This window comes from Devosia honganensis (assembly GCF_042648785.1).
Taxonomy (GTDB): Bacteria; Pseudomonadota; Alphaproteobacteria; order Rhizobiales; family Devosiaceae; genus Devosia; species Devosia honganensis.
In genome coordinates this window covers 224769-241057 of record NZ_JBHRYD010000001.1, presented here as the reverse complement: position 1 = coordinate 241057, position 16289 = coordinate 224769, and the positions used below count along the sequence as shown (strand labels likewise).

Genomic DNA, 16289 nt, shown 5'->3' with positions numbered 1-16289 from the left:
ACGCAGTTGCAGCAAATGCGATGATGGTGACCAGTCCGTTACCCCGCGGAAGGCGGCGTGGCGCGGCCGGGAAGGGCTTGGGCGACTCTGCAAGACGGGTTAGTCTAGCCAATATCCAACGGGTGCGGCGGGGGCCGCGAGGAGGCTTGGAAATGGCTGTTTCGTCCCAAACCAAACGGCGCTTCGCGCTGGCGACCGCCCTGCGCGGGCTGCTGATGCTGCTGGCGGGCATCTATGCCGTCATCTGGCCGGCGGAGACCTTGACGGTGCTGGTGCTGTTCGGTGGAGCCCTGCTGGTGATCGATGGCGTGCTGGGCCTGTGGAGCCTGACCTTCGGGGGCGGCAAAAGCGGCAATTACTGGTTCGACGTCGTCGCCAACGCCGCGTCGCTGATCCTGGGCATTCTCATTCTCATCAGCCCCTTTCTCGCGACGATCTTCACCGTGACCTTCATGGCCACCCTGGTGGGCCTGGCGGCACTGTTCGTGGGGATCATGCAGATCGTGGTGGTGGTGCGCGAGCGTGAAACCTATGCGCGGATCTGGCCGGTGGTGCTCTCGGGGCTCTCCTATGTGCTGCTCGGCCTGCTGTTCCTGCTGTTTCCGCTGCTCAGCGCCACGATCGGGGTCATCATCGGCGGGGTGCTGCTGATCTTCTTCTCCATCGGCCTGTTCGGCTGGGCCTGGCGGCTCTACCAGGCCAGCAAGGCCGCCTGAGGGGCAGGCAGGCCCCGCTCAGCGATAGCGAACGGCGACGCCGGCCACGCCGTCGTCCTGCCGGTAGATTTCCACGTCCGGCGGCAGGACGATCTCGATACGGCCCTCTTCGTCCCAGCGGGGTGCGAGATCGGCCGCGGCGGCGATCGAGACGAAGCTGGCGGCGTCGAAGGGCACCTCCTCGCCGGGCGGCACGAGCGCGGCCTGGGTATTGGCGGTGGTGGTGGCGCCGCAATCGCGGGAGAAGACCACGAGGTCGAAGGCGCCATCAGGCGCGGGAAGGCGCCGCTGCTCCTCCACCACGCATTGGGGGAGCAGGTCGGTGACGAACCACAGGGTCATGCCGATGGCGACGGCCGGGCCTAGGGTAAGGGCCAGAAGCACGGCGAGCGGCATCCGGTTGCGGGCCATGGCTGTGGATAAGCTCCTAGTTGGTGACATCGGATAAGCAAGCGCCTACTTAGCACATATGCGCTTTTCCGATCAGTTCCTGGATGAGATCCGCCAGCGCCTGCCGATCACGCAGGTCGTGGGCGAGCACGTGCTCTGGGACAAGCGCAAGAGCCAGCCGGGCAAGGGCGACATGTGGGCCTGCTGCCCCTTCCATGCCGAAAAGACCCCCAGCTTCCATGCCGACGACCGGCGCGGCATTTATCACTGCTTCGGCTGCGGGGCGAGCGGGGACCATTTCCGCTTCCTTACCGAGAAGGCGGGCATGAGCTTTCCCGAGGCGGTGGAAAAACTGGCCGGAATGGCCGGCGTGCCGATGCCGGCGCGGGACGAGCGCACCGAGCAGCGCGAGGCGGCGCAAAAGACGCTGATCGACGTCATGGAACTGGCGACGCAGTATTTCGAGGCGGCGCTGGCCCACAATATCGGCGCGCGGGCGCGGGGCTATCTGTTCGAGCGCGGCGTGTCGCCCGCCAGCCAGACACGGTTCCGGCTGGGTTTCGCGCCGGACAGCCGCAACGGGCTCAAGGAGCATCTGGCGGCCAACGGAGTTTCCGCCCAGGCGATGGTGGATACGGGGCTGGTCACCAGCCGCGAGGGCGATGCGCTGACCTATGACCGCTTCCGCAACCGGGTGATGTTTCCCATCACGGATTTCCGCGGGCGGGTGATCGCCTTCGGTGGGCGGGCGATGAGCCCCGACGTGCCGGCGAAATATCTCAATTCGCCCGAGACGCAGCTCTTTTCCAAGCGACAGACGCTCTATAACGGCCAGGCCGCCAGGGCGGCGGCACGGGACGGCGCCACGGTGGTGGTGGTGGAAGGCTATCTCGACGCCATCGCGGCGGTGGCGGCCGGCTTCGAAGGGGCGGTGGCGCCGCTGGGCACCGCGCTCACCGAGGAGCATGTGCAATTGCTCTGGCGCATGAGCGATGCGCCGGTGCTGTGCTTCGACGGCGACCAGGCGGGGCTGAGGGCCGCCGAGCGGGCGGCGGACCTGGTGCTGCCGCATCTGAAGCCGGGCAAGACAGTGCGGATCGCCACGCTTCCCGAGGGGCAGGACCCCGACGACATCATCAAGAGCCAGGGCAGGGGCGCCTTCGCCGAGGTGATCGAGAAGGCACGCAGCCTCTCGGACATGGTCTGGAGCTTCGAGACCGGCGGGCTGGTGCCCGAGGCGCCCGAGGAGCGCGCGGCCCTGCAGGCGCGGCTGCGCGAGCGGGCCAATTCGATCCAGGATTCCACCGTGCGCTTCCATTATGCGCAGGCGTTCGACGAGAAGCTGAAGGCGTTTTTCGCGCCCCTGCGGCAGATCGGGCGCGAGGGCTGGCGCAGCGGCCGTCCCGCCTATGGGCAAAGCGGCGCCTATGGATATCCGGCGCGGGGCACGCCGCGGCTGGTGGTGTCGGACACGTTGCGCAATTCCCGGCTGCTGCGCACCGGGACGGTGGCCGACGCCTCGCCGCGCGAAGCCGCGATCATCCTGACGCTGGTGAACCATCCGGTGCTGGTGGAACAGCAGTTCGAGGCGCTGGCGGCGCTCGACTGCGAGACGCCGGTGGCCCGCAAGGTTTTGGGCGATATCCTGGCGCTCGCGGTGCGCCATCACGACATTTCCGCCGAGGATCTGCTCTCGGCGCTGGGCGTTCGCGGGCACGGCCCGGCCTTGCAGCGCATGAGCGAGACGCTGGCGGGTCAGGGCGTGTGGCAGGTGGCGCCCGAGACGGCGCTGGCCGACGCGGAGACCGGATTGAGTCATGCGCTGGCCTTGCATAACAAGAAAGTTCAGCTAAATAGAGAACTGAAAGCAGCCGAAGCCGCGCTGGGCGAAGACCCGAGCGAAGAAACCTTTGAAAGGCTGCGGGATATCAAGAACCAGATTACCACTGTCGATGGCACAGAGGCATTGATCGAAGGATTCGGTTCGCTATCGGGACGCGCAACTCGCAGTTTTTAGGGGAAACCCCTGAAAGCAGCGACGGTGCGCCATTTTGCGTTGTGGCGAATCACTCGCCAATACCCCGAAGCGCCGAGGTTCGCGCGGGCCGTTAACGGTCCGGTGACCAGACCTTTACCTTGTCTTGAGGTGTCACCACCTAATGACGCAACGGGCGCCCGATGCCCCTCCCCCCGGGCCCCCAGGAGTACCAGATGGCCACCAAGGCAGCGAACAAAGCCGGCAAGGACACTGAAAAGCCGGAAGTCGGCGCAACCGAATCATCCCCGGACAGCCCGCTGATCGACCAGAACGATGCGGCCGTAAAGAAGCTGATCAAGGTCGCCAAGAAGCGCGGCTATGTGACCTATGAGGAACTCAACGCCGTCCTGCCCTCGGACGAGGTGAGTTCCGAGCAGATCGAAGACTTCATGTCCATGTTCTCGGAAATGGGCATCAATGTCGTCGACGAGGACGAGGTCGAGGAAACCGAGGTCGAAAAGGACGAGGACGACACCGGCTCGGAAGTCGCCCCCTCCAGCGGCACCGCCGTTGCGAGTACCTCCAACACCAAATCCGGCGCCGACCGCACCGACGATCCGGTGCGCATGTATCTGCGCGAAATGGGCTCGGTGGAGTTGCTCAGCCGCGAGGGCGAAATCGCCATCGCCAAGCGCATCGAGGCCGGCCGCGAGACCATGATCGCGGGCCTGTGCGAAAGCCCGCTGACGTTCCAGGCCATCATCATCTGGCGCGACCAGCTCGCACAGGGCGAAATCCTGCTGCGCGACATCATCGACCTCGAGGCCACCTATGCCGGCCCCGACGCCAAGCAGGCGGCACCCGCCGCCGCCGAGGCGGCCAAGCCCGAGCCGGAGCCGGCCAAGGGAAAGCCCGCATCCCGGAACGCCACTGCGGACGGCGATGATGGCGACACGGCGGAGGCAGCGCAGGACACCGCCGAGGACGATGACGACGAATTCGACAACGCCCTGTCGCTCTCGGCCATGGAGGCCGAGCTCAAGCCGCAGGTGGTCGAGACGTTCAACCGCATCGCTGACGCCTATGGCCAGATGCGCGAAATGCAGGATCGGCACGCCGAGGACCGCACGGCCGCCGTCTCCGAGGCGGAAAGCACGCGCCTCAACGCGCTGCGCCGCGACGTCATCGCCGATGTGAAGTCGCTGTCGCTCAATGCCAGCCGCATCGAGAGCCTGGTCGAGCAGCTCTACGACATCAACAAGCGCCTGGTGCGCTTGGAAGGTCGCCTGCTGCGCCTGGCCGAAAGCTATGGCGTCAAGCGGGAAGTGTTCCTCGAGAACTATTACGGGCGCGAGCTCGACCCGAGCTGGGAATGGGAGCTCGAGAATTTCGAGGGCAAGGGCTGGGGCGAATTCGCCCGCCGCGAGGTCGACACGATCAAGGAGATCCGCACCGACGTGGCGACGCTGGCCAGCGAAACCGGCCTCGATATCGCCGAATATCGCCGCATCGTGCACAAGGTGCAGAAGGGCGAGCGGGAAGCGGCCATCGCCAAGAAGGAAATGGTGGAAGCCAATCTGCGGCTCGTCATTTCCATCGCCAAGAAATACACCAATCGCGGCCTGCAGTTCCTGGACCTGATCCAGGAGGGCAATATCGGGCTGATGAAGGCGGTGGACAAATTCGAATATCGCCGCGGCTACAAGTTCTCCACCTATGCGACCTGGTGGATCCGGCAGGCCATCACCCGCTCGATCGCCGACCAGGCGCGCACCATCCGCATTCCGGTGCACATGATCGAGACGATCAACAAGATCGTGCGCACCAGCCGGCAGATGCTGCATGAGATCGGCCGCGAGCCGACGCCTGAGGAACTGTCCGAAAAGCTGCAGATGCCGCTCGACAAGGTGCGCAAGGTCCTCAAGATCGCCAAGGAGCCGATCAGCCTCGAAACGCCGATCGGCGACGAGGAGGATTCGAACCTGGGCGATTTCATCCAGGACGTGAACGCGGTTCAGCCCATCGATGCCGCCATCCAGTCCAATCTGCGCGAGACCACGACCCGGGTGCTGGCGTCGCTGACCCCCCGTGAGGAACGCGTGCTGCGCATGCGCTTCGGCATCGGCATGAACACCGACCATACGCTCGAGGAAGTGGGCCAGCAGTTCTCGGTGACGCGCGAGCGCATCCGGCAGATCGAGGCCAAGGCCCTGCGCAAGCTCAAGCATCCGAGCCGCAGCCGGAAGCTGAGGAGCTTCCTGGATAACTGAGAGTAGCGCCGCCCATGACTTTCGAAGATATCCGGCGGCGTATTGAGATTGAGTATGTTGCAGGCGGATATGGATTGGGCTGGCGGCTCCTCGCCAGCCCAATCTCCTGCCTGAACGAATGCCGGGTTGCCTTTATCGGTCTGAACCCAGGTGGCAATGAGGATACCGGCCATGCCCGATTGGCTATGGATGTCGGCAGTGCCTATGTGGAGGAACGATGGGCGGGCTACGCACCTGGCCAAAGTCCCTTGCAGCGACAAGTCCAGCGGTTATTCAGAAATCTCGAAGTCGAGCCGCCGCACGTTCTTGCTGGGAACCTAGTTCCCTTCCGAAGCCCCGACTGGGCCGCATTGCCAAACAAGACTCGGGCGTTGGCATTCGGCAATACCATATGGACCGAACTGCTACGCCGGGCTGAGCCTGAATTGATTGTGACAATGGGCGGAACGGTTTTCGAAAGCCTGGCTGCGCAATTGGGCCTGACACGCATGAAGCGGGTCGCCAGTGGCTGGGGACAGGTGGCTATCCGGTACGGCGAAGCGGATGGAAGAAAAATGGTCGGTCTGCCGCATCTTTCTCGTTTTGCCTTGCTGGGCAGGCCGGAGAGCGAACGTCCGCTGAAGATGGCTTTTGGCGGTTTCTGGAAGGGCGAGCTTCGATGAAATCCGGTCTGCAAGGCATAGGGGTCAGAGCGCGCCCGCTCAAGGTTACTTCCATCCGCACCGCCGTGCCGTTCAGGCTGGTGGTGACGTTTTCCGATGGCAGCCATGGCACGTTCAATGCCGCGTCCATGCTGGGCGAGCGGGGCGAGGGCACCGAGCCGCTGCGCGAGCGGGCCTTTTTCGCCCGGGTGACGCTGGCCAACGGGGTGCCCACCTGGCCGAACTATTTTGACATCTCGCCGCTTTGGTTGCAGGAGGAGATGAACAAGCGCGGGGAGTTGATAACTCCCCGTTCCATGCGCAGGCCGTGAGCATTCAGGAGGTTCGGTGGTGTCGTTTTTCAAAAAGCTGTTCGGAGGCGGCGCGGCGAGCGCCGAGCCGGCCGGAGACAAGGTATTGGGCGAGGAAAGCTACAAGGGCTTCCTGATCAAAGCCATCGACATGAAGGCAGGCAGCGAGTTCCAGCTCGCCGGCACCATCGAGAAGGAAGTCGGGGGCGAGCTCAAGACCTACCGCTATATCAGGGCCGACCGCATGAGCTCGCGCGACGATGTCACCGCGCTGGCGCTGGGCAAGGGCCGGCAGATCATCGATGAGCAGGGCGAGCAGATCTTCAACTGATCGTCTGCCGCTACGCATTCAGGACCGCGGGCCGGCCGGCCCGCGGTCGTATTTTTAAAGGAGTCTCCCATGGCCAGAAAGCCGACCGCCCGCACCGAATTCGTCATGTTCGACGTCGTTTACGAGGATGGCAGCCAACGCTCCAACCGCAAGGTGGATGCCAGCCTGCTGGGCGGGCTGGATGGCGACGAGCCCGCCCGCACCGCCATCATGGAACAGGACATCGCGATATCGGAAAAATCCGGCATGCCGCCGCTGGCGATCAAGACGATCCGGCGCAGCGCGAAATAACCGCCGGACCTTTTTCCACGCACAAAAAAGACCCCGGGGGGAGACCGGGGTCTTTCAGAGCGGAGCATCGGCAACGATTGTGCGGTGATGCTCCGCGGGCCCTGGAGGGAGGGTCAGGGCCCGGGGGGAGGGGTGTCTATCAGACGCCCGGGCTGGCCGGTTCGGCCGCCGGAGCGGGCTCGGTCTCGGTGCCCGCGGGAGCTTCGGCAGGCGGCGCGACATCGGCCGGGGCGGCATCAGCCGGCGGAGCTTCCGTCATCGGGGCCGGGGCCTCCATGGGAGCCGGCGTTTCCGTCATCGGCGCAGGCGCCGTGCCCGGATCGGTCATCGGGGCATCGAGAGCCGGGGCGTTGTTGACGTCCACGCTGGTCGAGGGGCCGGAATTGGCCGAGAAGACCAGATAGCCAATGGCCAGAAGGGCCAGCGCAACGATGATACCAACGAACCAGCCGGTACCATTGCTCTCACGAGTATAGACGGTGCGGTCACCGTCGTGGGTGTAAACAGTATCGCGTTCGGGGGTAGCCATCAGTTTGCTCCTTTGTTTCAACGCTGCCTAAGAAACGTCGCTGCAAAGCTTGAGTTCCCGCGATTGTGATGTGCCGCGAAAAGATCGACCCCCGGGAAATTTTCTATTGAAAATCAAATCATTGCCTTGTGGAGCAGGGCCAGGTCGGGGCAGATTTTTTGTGGCTTTTTTGAGGTTTTATCGACTGCGGGCAAAGGGCGGCACAAAAAAGGGCCGGGCGCATTGCCCGGCCCCCCGTTTTCGTCGCTTCCGCCTCAGCTTCTGGCGAGGGTGATCAGCGGCGTGATGCGCCGGATGGTGACACGCCGGTTCTCCCGCTCGGCTGCTTCGGTGCGGATTTTGAGATAGCGCTCGCCATAGCCCTGGGTGGCCAGGTTCTCCGGCGGGACGCCGTAGAAGTCGGTGAGCACGCGGGCGACGGTCGCGGCCCGAAGGTCCGACAGGCGCAGGTTGGAGATGTCCGAACCGACCGCATCGGTATGGCCTTCGATGAGGAAGGTCTCGTTCGGATTGCGCTCGAGCAGCGCCAGCATGGCATTGGCCACATTGGAGAGCGCCCGGACCTGATCGCGGCCGATGGTGGCAGCGGCGGTGTCGAAGGTGAGATTGCCCACCTCCAGCTTGCGCACGCTGTCGCGGACGCGGGCGGAACGCTTCACCTCGTCGATGGAATAGATGCGGGCGACCTGCTCCACGGGCGGCTGGGCGAAGAAGGTCTCCACCTCGCGCTCGTCGGCATAGCGGGCATCCAGCACGTAGTCGCGCACCGGAATATTGAGCCGCAACGGGGGCAGGTTGGCACCCGGATCGCGCCATTCCACCAGGTCGCGGTCATAGCGGTCGTCGAACCAGGCCAGGACGGTCTCGTGTCCGTCCGGCGTGATGCGCGAGCGGCGCAGGATGTCGCCATTGCGGTTGCGCACGGTGACGATCTGAGTGCCGTCCGGACGGGTGATCACTTCGCGAACCCGGCCATTGCGCAGGTTCTCGTAATAAATCTCGTCCTGCTGCGGGTTGTAGAAGCGGTCTGTATCCTGGCCGATCGAATTGACGATCAACTGGGTGCCGACCTGTAGGATCACCTGGGTGATCGCCTCGCCCGGCGTCGCCGGCCGCAATATGTTCTGCTGAACATTGTTCTGTTGGCCGATATTGGTCACCGAATTGTCGATATTGGTGACGTTGGTGACATTGTTGGTGATGTTGGTCTGGTTGACGATGGTGACGTTCTGGGGAACGGCGACCTCGACCGCGGTTACCTCGACCGCCTCGCCTTCGTCTGCCAGCGCGGTGAACTGGGCGGCATCCTCGGGCAGTTCGAAGCCGGCCTGGGCGTCCTGATCGCTGGCGGGAGGGGGCGCCGCGGGCTCGGCCGGGGCCGTCTCGACGGTCTCCTGTTCGGCGGGCTGTTCCTCGCCCGCGTCTATGGCGGTTTCCTCATCCTTGACGCTGTCGAGCACCGGGGCGATCTGCTCGGGGGGCACGCCCTCGGGCAGTTCGACGACCGGTTCGGCCGCCTGACCATCTTCCGTGGTTTCCTCGATGGGAGCGGGCTGCTCGGCTGGGGCTTCTTCTTCCGCAACCGGCTCACCGGCTTCCTGCTCCTCCGCCGGTACGGCGGGCGTCGGCTCGATGGCCGGCACCGCCGGAAGCTCGAGGCCATATTGCGCGAGGCAAGCGGTGGGATCGGGCTGGCCGGCTTCGGCGCAGATCGCGGCGATCTCGGCGCGGGCGGCATCGATGCGCGCCTGAGCGTCGGCGGCATCGCCGCCAGCCATCAGATCGGCAATGGCCGCTTCGTAGAGATCCACCTGGGCGGCCAGCAGGGCGCCATAGTCCGCGGCGGGCTGCTCGGCAGGGGCTTCCGCAGCGGGCTGTTCGGCCGGAATTTCGGCAGCGGGCTGTTCTGCGGCAGGAGCTTCCACGGGCGCTTCGGGCGCCGCTTCCTCGCTGGCCGGCTCTTCGGCTGCGGGTGCAGGCTCCTCGGCGACGGGGGCAGGTTCGGGCTCCGGCTCGGGAGCGGGCTCTTCGATGACGGGTTCAGGCTCCGGCTCGGGTGCCGGTTCCTCGATCACGGGGGCGGGCTCCGGCGCAGGCGCGGGCTCCTCGGCCGTGGGAGCGGGCTCCGGCTCTGGCGCGGGTTCGGGCTGCGGCTCCTCAATGACGGGCTCGGGTTCAGGCTCCGGCTGCGGTTCGGGCTGGGCCTGCGGCTCGGCGGCGGGCGGCGCGCCGCCGCCGGCAAGGGTCGCGAGGCATTCCTCGAAACCGGCATAACCGCCCACGATGCACAGTTCGGTCAGGTTCGCCCGCGCCGCTTCGAGCGCGCCGGCGTCACCGGAGGACTGGGCCTGCAGGTAGGCCTGATAGGCGGCCTGGATTTCGGCGTCCTGGGCCAGTGCTGAAATCGGCGCAAAGGCCATCAGGCCGATGCTGGTTCCGGTAAGCAGCCAGGTCTTGAGGCTCATCGTTCTTAATCCTTTTGTGTTTGCCACACGTCTTGCCCAGCATCGAGGATGGTTCCTGAATGTGCCCTGAACGGACGGCACACAGAAAATCCCGGCCCGGCAATCCCCGCAAGGCCCGAAACGCGACGGCTCGCGGCATGGTTCCCGCGCGGGGATGGCGGGAATGGGGCCTGCGATCGCGGCGGCATTGGGGCAATATGGACGGATCGGCGCGCTATGGTCTCCCCGAGGGCGCGCCTTCATGCTAGTCGGGACGCATGCGCCAGGCACTGGAGTCCATCCGCATCGATACCGAGGGGCAGGGCCTCTACGAGATTACGAGCGCTCTCGAGGCCTTCGTGATCCGTGCCGGAATTTCCATGGGCCTCGCCACCGTCTATGTGCGGCACACCTCGTGCTCGCTGGTCATCCAGGAAAATGCCGATCCGGACGTCAGGACCGACCTTGCGGGATTTTTCCGCCGACTCGTGCCCGAGGGGATGGACTGGCTGGTGCACACGACCGAGGGACCGGACGACATGCCGGCCCATATCAAGGCGGCGCTGACCCAGACCTCGATCGGCATTCCGATCGAAAACGGCAAGCCGGTATTCGGCACCTGGCAGGGACTTTATCTGTTCGAGCACCGCCGCCGCCCGCATCGGCGCGAACTGGTGCTGCATATCACGGGAGAATAAGCATGGATTGGGGCGTGGTGGCGGGCTATTGGCCGTTCGTCGTCGGAATGCTGGTCACGGGTCTCGTCTCCGGCGTGGCGGCAGGCCTGCTCGGTATCGGCGGCGGCGCGGTCATCGTGCCCGCGCTCGGCAATGCACTGCTGCTGATGGGGTACGACGCGGAAGTGGTGCAGCATGTGGCGGTGGGGACCTCGCTCGCCATCATCATCCCCACAGGCGTCATGAGCGCGCGGGCGCATCACCGGCGCGGCGCGCTCGATCTGGGCGTGCTCAAGCTCTGGGCGCCCCTCATCGTGGCGGGCACGTTCGTCGGGGGGCTGATGGCCGGCTGGTATTCGGGAGACGTGCTGCGCATCGTCTTTGCGGCCATGGCCTTCCTCATCGCCGCCAATATCGTATTCGGTTTCCAGACCCGGCTCATGGGACATCTGCGGGGCTCGGCGGCCACGCATCGCGTTTCCGCCTTCGTGGTGGGCTATCTGTCGTCGCTGATGGGGATCGGGGGTGGTTCGCTCACCGTGCCCACATTGGTGGCCTTCGGCCAGACCATGCACAAGGCGGTGGGCACCTCGGCGGCGATCGGCGTCGTCATCGCCCTGTCGGGCACGGCGGGCTTCCTCATTTCCGGCTGGGGCGCGGCCAACCTGCCCCCGCTCAGCCTGGGCTACATCAACCTGGTGGCGCTGGTGCTGGTGGGGGCGATGGCGGCGATCTGCGCGCCCCTGGGCGCGGCGCTGGCCCACAGGCTCGAGCAGAAGACGCTGAAATATGTGTTCGCCATCTTCCTCGTGGCAGTGGGGCTCAACATGCTGTGGAAGGTGGTGCTGGGTTAGGGCCGCACCCGGCCGCTGGTTTCCCGGGCCGAAGGGTTGGTGGGGACGGGTGACTACGGTGGACCGTCCCCACCGCCCAAGCCCCCTCGAAAGAGGGGATCCGGGACTCCAGAAACGGGATTCGATCCCGCTCCTGAAGAACAGGGCGCCTTTGGCCGGTCCGATTTGGCCAAAACATGGCAAAGACGAAAGAGTGCACCGATTAGTCGTCGGTGTTGTCCAAATCCCACTCCACATTGACCGTCACGGCAAAGCTCATCTCGCCCGCCTCGACCGGCACGGCGGCAGCCGATTGCAGCTCGGCCCGGGCATACATGGGATAGGGCTGCGGGCCGGAGAAGTCCTGGCGCTCCGAAATCGATTCCAGATCGCCCAGCCGGGCGCCGGCGATGCCGGCATAGAGCTCGGCCTTGTCGCGCGCATCGGCGAAGGCGGCGCGGCGGGCGTCGTTGAGCAGGTCCGTGGGGTCGGCCACCGAGAAGCTGACCCCGTTGATGGTATTGGCGCCGACGGTGACCGAGCGGTCGAGAATGGCGCCGAGCTCCGCCAGATCGCGCACCACGACGCTGACCGAATTGGACACCTGATAGCCATTGATCCGGGGCGGCAGGGAATAGCCCAGCTCGTCACGGGCATCGGAATAGACGTAGTTGGGGTTGACCGAAAAGCCCGAGGTCTGGATGTCGCGCGCTTCGATGCCGGCTTCCTTGAGCGCGGCGATCAGCTCGTTCATCGCGGCGGTATTGGCGTCGAGCGCCTCGCGGGCGGTGGCGCCCTGGGTGGTGACGCCGGAGCCGATGGTAGCCATGTCCGGAGCGGCGCGCACTTCCCCGCGGCCCTCGATGGCGATGGAGCCGGCATGAGCGGGAAGGGCGGTGGCGAGAAGCACGAAGGGAACGAGGATGCTGTGGGCGCGCATGGCCAAACTCCTTAAATATGTCTGCCCGCGAGGTTTCCGGGGCCAATGCGTCAGTATTGCGGCGCGGATGAACCGGAGTTGAACGGAAGGGGACGTATAGATCCTAGGCAAAAAGTATGACTTTTCCTGATCTTCGCTTGCGTTCGCCGGCGCTCGTGGGCTAGTCACTTCGAGGCAGTTTTCGAGGGACGATATGGGCAGGAACGACATTCCCGATGGCATCCTTGTGGGCCGGGCGCAGGTGCCAGGCTTCGATTATCCGCGCATCGTGACGGTCCGGGACGGCCAGCTCATCGACATCACCGCGCGGGGCATGGCCATGGTGCGCGACGTGGCCGAGAGCGGTCACGCGGCCGCACATGTGCGCAGCGCTCCCGGCCGCGCCATCGGCGAAATCGGGGCGGTGCTGGACAATTCCATCGCCGGCCGGACCCGCGACGACCTGCCGCGCCTCCTGGCGCCCATCGACCTGCAGGCCATCAAGGCCTCGGGGGTGACGTTCGTGGTGTCCCTGCTTGAGCGGGTGATCGAGGAACAGGCACGCGGCGACAAGTCCCGCGCCGACGCACTGCGCGGGGAAATCCTCGAGCTCATCGGCACCGATCTCAGCCAGTTGGTACCGGGGTCCGACGCGGCCATGAAGGTCAAGGCGGCGCTGATCGAAAAGGGCGTGTGGAGCCAGTATCTGGAGGTCGGCATCGGCCCGGATGCGGAAATCTTCACCAAGAGCCAGCCGATGAGTGCGGTGGGCCATGGCGCCGAAGTGGGCCTGCATCCGGTGTCCAAGTGGAACAATCCCGAGCCCGAGGTGGCGCTGCTGGTAACCAGCAAGGGCGAAATCATCGGCGCGACGCTGGGCAATGACGTCAATCTGCGCGACGTCGAGGGCCGCTCGGCGCTGCTGCTGGGTAAGGCGAAGGACAACAACGCTTCCGCCTCGCTCGGCCCCTTCGTGCGCCTGTTCGACGAAACCTTCACACTGGAAACCGTCAGCCGGGCCGAGGTCGCCCTGCGCGTCGAGGGCGAGGACGGCTTCGTGCTGGAAGGCCATTCCAACATGGCCGAGATTTCGCGCACGCCCGAATCGCTGGTGGCCGCCACCATCGGTACGCATCATCAATATCCCGATGGGCTGGTGCTCTATCTGGGCACCATGTTCGCCCCGGTGAAGGACCGTGACGGGGCCGGGCAGGGCTTCACCCACAAGGTCGGCGACATCGTCTCCATTTCGACACCGGAACTGGGTACGCTTTCCAACCGGGTGAACCTGTCCACCCAATGTCCGCCCTGGACCTATGGCACCAGCCATTTGCTGCGCGACCTCGCGCGCGCCAACCTGATCTAGTTCCGAAAGGCCTTTCTCATGACCGAACTGCACAAAAATCTCATCGACGGTGAATGGGTGGGCACGGATGGGGCGGAAAACATCAACCCCTCCAATATCGACGAGGTGGTGGGGGTCTATGCCCGCGCCAGCGCCGAGGAAACCAAGCAGGCCATCGCCGCGGCGAAGGCGGCGTTCCCGGCCTGGTCGCGCTCGGGCATTCTCGAGCGCCATGCCATCCTCCGGAAGACCGCCGACGAAATCCTCGCCCGCAAGCAGGAGCTGGGCGAACTGCTGAGCCGCGAAGAGGGCAAGACCCTGCCCGAAGGCATTGGCGAGGTGACCCGCGCCGGACAGATCTTCGATTTCTTCGCGGGCGAAGTGCTGCGACTTGCCGGCGAGATCCTGCCCTCGGTTCGCCCCGGGGTCGGGGTGGAGATCACCCGCGAGCCAGTCGGCGTCGTCGGCATCATCACGCCGTGGAATTTCCCCATCGCCATCCCCGCCTGGAAGATCGCGCCGGCGCTGGCCTATGGCAATACGGTGGTGATCAAGCCCGCTGACCTCGTGCCCGGCTCGACCTGGGCCATCGTCGACATCCTCGTGCGGGCCGGCCTGCCCAAGGGCGTGCTGAACCTGGTCATGGGCCGGGGCTCGGTGGTCGGCCAGACCCTGCTCGACAGCCCCGATGTGGACGCCATCAGCTTCACCGGCTCGGTGGGCACCGGCAAGCGCGTCGCTGCCGCCTCGATCGAGCACAACCGCAAGTTCCAGCTTGAAATGGGCGGCAAGAACCCCACCGTGGTGCTGGATGACGCCGATCTGGGCGTCGCCGTGGAAAGCGTCGCGCAGTCGGCTTTCTTCTCGACCGGACAGCGCTGCACGGCGTCGAGCCGCGTCATCGTGACCGAGGGTATCCATGACAGGTTCGTGGCGGCCCTGGCCGAGCGCACCAGCAATCTGCGTGTCGGCCATGCCCTGCACAAGGAGACCGAGATCGGCCCGGTGGTCGATCCCAGCCAGCTCAAGCAGGACACCGACTATATCGAGATCGGCAAGCAGGAAGGCGCCAGGCTGGTGGCCGGCGGCGAATTGGTGAAGAAGGATACCGAGGGGTATTTCCTCCAGCCCACGCTGTTCACCGAGGCGACCAATTCCATGCGCATTTCCCGCGAGGAGATCTTCGGGCCGGTGGCGGCGGTGATCAAGGCGAAGGATTACGAGGAGGCCCTGTCCATCGCCAACGACACCGAATTCGGCCTCAGCGCCGGCATCGTCACGACCTCGCTCAAGCATGCGACGCATTTCAAGCGCAATGCCGAGGCGGGCATGGTGATGGTCAACGTGCCGACCGCGGGCGTCGATTTCCACGTGCCGTTCGGGGGGCGCAAGGGCTCGAGCTACGGCCCGCGCGAGCAGGGCAAATATGCCGCCGAGTTCTTCACCATCGTCAAGACCGCCTATACCGCCGCCGGCTGAGGCGCGGAACGGAGAGACGGGAACGGGGCCTTCGGGCCCCGTTTTTCATGGCGTCAGTTCATGCCGCGATTGCGGCGCAGCAGCATGAGGAAGAAGACGCCGCCAATGAGGCCGGTGATGACGCCGATGGGGATGTCCTGCGGCGGGATGACGATGCGCGCCAGCATGTCCGCCAGCACCAGGAAGACGGCCCCGACCAGCGCGGAGAGCGGCAGGACGCGGCGATAATCGCCGCCCGCCACCATGCGCACGATATGGGGGATCATCAGCCCGACAAAGGAAATGACGCCGGAAAAGGCGACGGCGGCGCCGGTGAGCAGGGCGCAGACGATGAAGACGACGAGGCGGAAGCGCCCGGCGGGGATGCCCAGCGAGGTGGCCGATTCATCGCCCAGGGTCATGGCGTTGAGATAGCGGGCGCGGAATAGCAGATAGGCGCCGCAGCCGAACAGGGCGGCGAGGGGAAAAAGCAACTGGTTCCATTGCGCCAGCCCCAGCCCCCCCAGCATCCAGAACAATACCGTATGGGCCGCGCGCGGATCGCCGAGGAAAATGCCGAGGCTGCCTGCCGAGGTGATGACGAAACTGACCGCGACCCCGGCCAGCACCAGCCGACCGGCGCTGGTGGACCGGGTGAGGCCGGCGGCGCCCACCACGATCACCGTGGTCACCAGCGCGCCGACAAAGGCGAAAAAGGGCAGCGTCGCCAGGCCCAGGATCATGCCGGTATGCAGCAGGGCGATGATGGCGCCGAGCGCGGCGCCCGAGGAAATGCCCAGCAGATGCGGATCGGCCAGCGGATTGCGCGTCACCGATTGCAGCGCCGCGCCCACCAGGGCCAGGCTGGCGCCCACGGTGGCGCCGAGGATGACGCGGGGCAAGCGCACTTCCCATACGATATTGTCGCGGCCGGGCGACCAGGCGATCTCGACGCTGCCGGGCATGAGGTGGGAGGCGATGACGCCCCAGACCACATCGAGCGGAATGCCGACGGCGCCCACGCCCACGGCGGCCGCCATGGTGAGGACGAGCAGCAGGACGAGGCCGGCCACCAGCAGGGGCAGATGATGCAGCAGCCAGTGGCGGGGACCGGGGACGAGGTGGCGGTGGGACATGGAACCTGCGAAGGACGAAA

The 16289-nt window shown here is 65.5% G+C and carries 16 protein-coding genes; 11 read left to right on the top strand and 5 right to left on the bottom strand.

What is annotated here, in order from left to right; genetic code table 11:
- The first annotated feature begins 152 nt into the window (after window positions 1–152).
- Window positions 153–716, top strand: a complete 564-nt coding sequence (locus ACFOOL_RS01135; RefSeq protein ID WP_380094107.1) for a DUF308 domain-containing protein — start codon at window positions 153–155, stop codon at window positions 714–716.
- A gap of 18 nt (window positions 717–734) precedes the next feature.
- On the opposite strand, the gene ACFOOL_RS01130 is transcribed toward ACFOOL_RS01135, so the two are convergent.
- Window positions 735–1127 (bottom strand): hypothetical protein, encoded by a 393-nt coding sequence (locus ACFOOL_RS01130; RefSeq protein WP_380094105.1) that lies wholly within the window; start codon window positions 1125–1127, stop codon window positions 735–737.
- 58 nt (window positions 1128–1185) lie between these two features.
- Here ACFOOL_RS01130 and dnaG point away from each other — a divergent pair, with 58 nt between their 5' ends.
- The 6 genes from dnaG to ACFOOL_RS01100 all read left to right on the top strand — a co-directional run bounded on the left by dnaG (window position 1186) and on the right by ACFOOL_RS01100 (window position 6928).
- On the top strand, window positions 1186–3123 hold the full coding sequence (gene dnaG, locus ACFOOL_RS01125) for a DNA primase (protein ID WP_380094104.1): 1938 nt from the start codon (window positions 1186–1188) through the stop codon (window positions 3121–3123).
- 194 nt (window positions 3124–3317) lie between these two features.
- On the top strand, window positions 3318–5354 hold the full coding sequence (rpoD, locus tag ACFOOL_RS01120; protein ID WP_380094102.1) for an RNA polymerase sigma factor RpoD: 2037 nt from the start codon (window positions 3318–3320) through the stop codon (window positions 5352–5354).
- 14 nt (window positions 5355–5368) lie between these two features.
- Window positions 5369–6016 carry a uracil-DNA glycosylase family protein gene (locus ACFOOL_RS01115; protein WP_380094100.1) on the top strand — a complete coding sequence of 216 codons (648 nt, stop codon included), beginning with the start codon at window positions 5369–5371 and terminating at the stop codon, window positions 6014–6016.
- Complete coding sequence (locus ACFOOL_RS01110; RefSeq protein WP_380094099.1) at window positions 6013–6327, top strand: DUF2442 domain-containing protein; 315 nt, start codon at window positions 6013–6015, stop codon at window positions 6325–6327. The genes ACFOOL_RS01115 and ACFOOL_RS01110 overlap by 4 nt, the downstream gene beginning before the upstream one ends.
- Before the next feature lie 19 nt (window positions 6328–6346).
- Window positions 6347–6637, top strand: a complete 291-nt coding sequence (locus ACFOOL_RS01105; RefSeq protein WP_380094097.1) for an HlyU family transcriptional regulator — start codon at window positions 6347–6349, stop codon at window positions 6635–6637.
- A 69-nt stretch (window positions 6638–6706) separates the two neighbouring features.
- Window positions 6707–6928, top strand: a complete 222-nt coding sequence (locus ACFOOL_RS01100; RefSeq protein WP_380094096.1) for a hypothetical protein — start codon at window positions 6707–6709, stop codon at window positions 6926–6928.
- 139 nt (window positions 6929–7067) lie between these two features.
- Here ACFOOL_RS01100 and ACFOOL_RS01095 read toward each other — a convergent pair whose 3' ends face one another.
- Window positions 7068–7457 (bottom strand): hypothetical protein, encoded by a 390-nt coding sequence (locus ACFOOL_RS01095; protein ID WP_380094095.1) that lies wholly within the window; start codon window positions 7455–7457, stop codon window positions 7068–7070.
- A 254-nt stretch (window positions 7458–7711) separates the two neighbouring features.
- Window positions 7712–9922 (bottom strand): OmpA family protein, encoded by a 2211-nt coding sequence (locus ACFOOL_RS01090; RefSeq protein WP_380094094.1) that lies wholly within the window; start codon window positions 9920–9922, stop codon window positions 7712–7714.
- Window positions 9923–10179: 257 nt separating this feature from the next.
- On the opposite strand from ACFOOL_RS01090, the gene ACFOOL_RS01085 reads away from it, so the two are divergent.
- Both ACFOOL_RS01085 and ACFOOL_RS01080 read left to right on the top strand, forming a co-directional pair.
- Window positions 10180–10599: a secondary thiamine-phosphate synthase enzyme YjbQ gene (locus tag ACFOOL_RS01085; protein WP_380094092.1), complete on the top strand. Its 420-nt coding sequence runs from the start codon at window positions 10180–10182 to the stop codon at window positions 10597–10599.
- 2 nt (window positions 10600–10601) lie between these two features.
- Window positions 10602–11432 carry a sulfite exporter TauE/SafE family protein gene (locus ACFOOL_RS01080; protein WP_380094090.1) on the top strand — a complete coding sequence of 277 codons (831 nt, stop codon included), beginning with the start codon at window positions 10602–10604 and terminating at the stop codon, window positions 11430–11432.
- 202 nt (window positions 11433–11634) lie between these two features.
- Here the strand turns inward: ACFOOL_RS01080 and ACFOOL_RS01075 are convergent, their stop codons facing one another.
- Entirely contained in the window at window positions 11635–12351 is a 717-nt protein-coding gene (locus ACFOOL_RS01075; RefSeq protein WP_380094088.1) for an SIMPL domain-containing protein, read from the bottom strand.
- 193 nt (window positions 12352–12544) lie between these two features.
- Here ACFOOL_RS01075 and ACFOOL_RS01070 point away from each other — a divergent pair, with 193 nt between their 5' ends.
- Both ACFOOL_RS01070 and ACFOOL_RS01065 read left to right on the top strand, forming a co-directional pair.
- Window positions 12545–13696 carry a fumarylacetoacetate hydrolase family protein gene (locus ACFOOL_RS01070; RefSeq protein WP_380094087.1) on the top strand — a complete coding sequence of 384 codons (1152 nt, stop codon included), beginning with the start codon at window positions 12545–12547 and terminating at the stop codon, window positions 13694–13696.
- Window positions 13697–13714: 18 nt separating this feature from the next.
- The gene (locus ACFOOL_RS01065; RefSeq protein WP_380094085.1) at window positions 13715–15154 is read left to right on the top strand and encodes an aldehyde dehydrogenase family protein; all 1440 of its coding nucleotides are present in this window, start codon (window positions 13715–13717) and stop codon (window positions 15152–15154) included.
- A gap of 53 nt (window positions 15155–15207) precedes the next feature.
- On the opposite strand, the gene ACFOOL_RS01060 is transcribed toward ACFOOL_RS01065, so the two are convergent.
- Entirely contained in the window at window positions 15208–16269 is a 1062-nt protein-coding gene (locus ACFOOL_RS01060) for a FecCD family ABC transporter permease (RefSeq protein WP_380094083.1), read from the bottom strand.
- Window positions 16270–16289 lie beyond the last annotated feature (20 nt).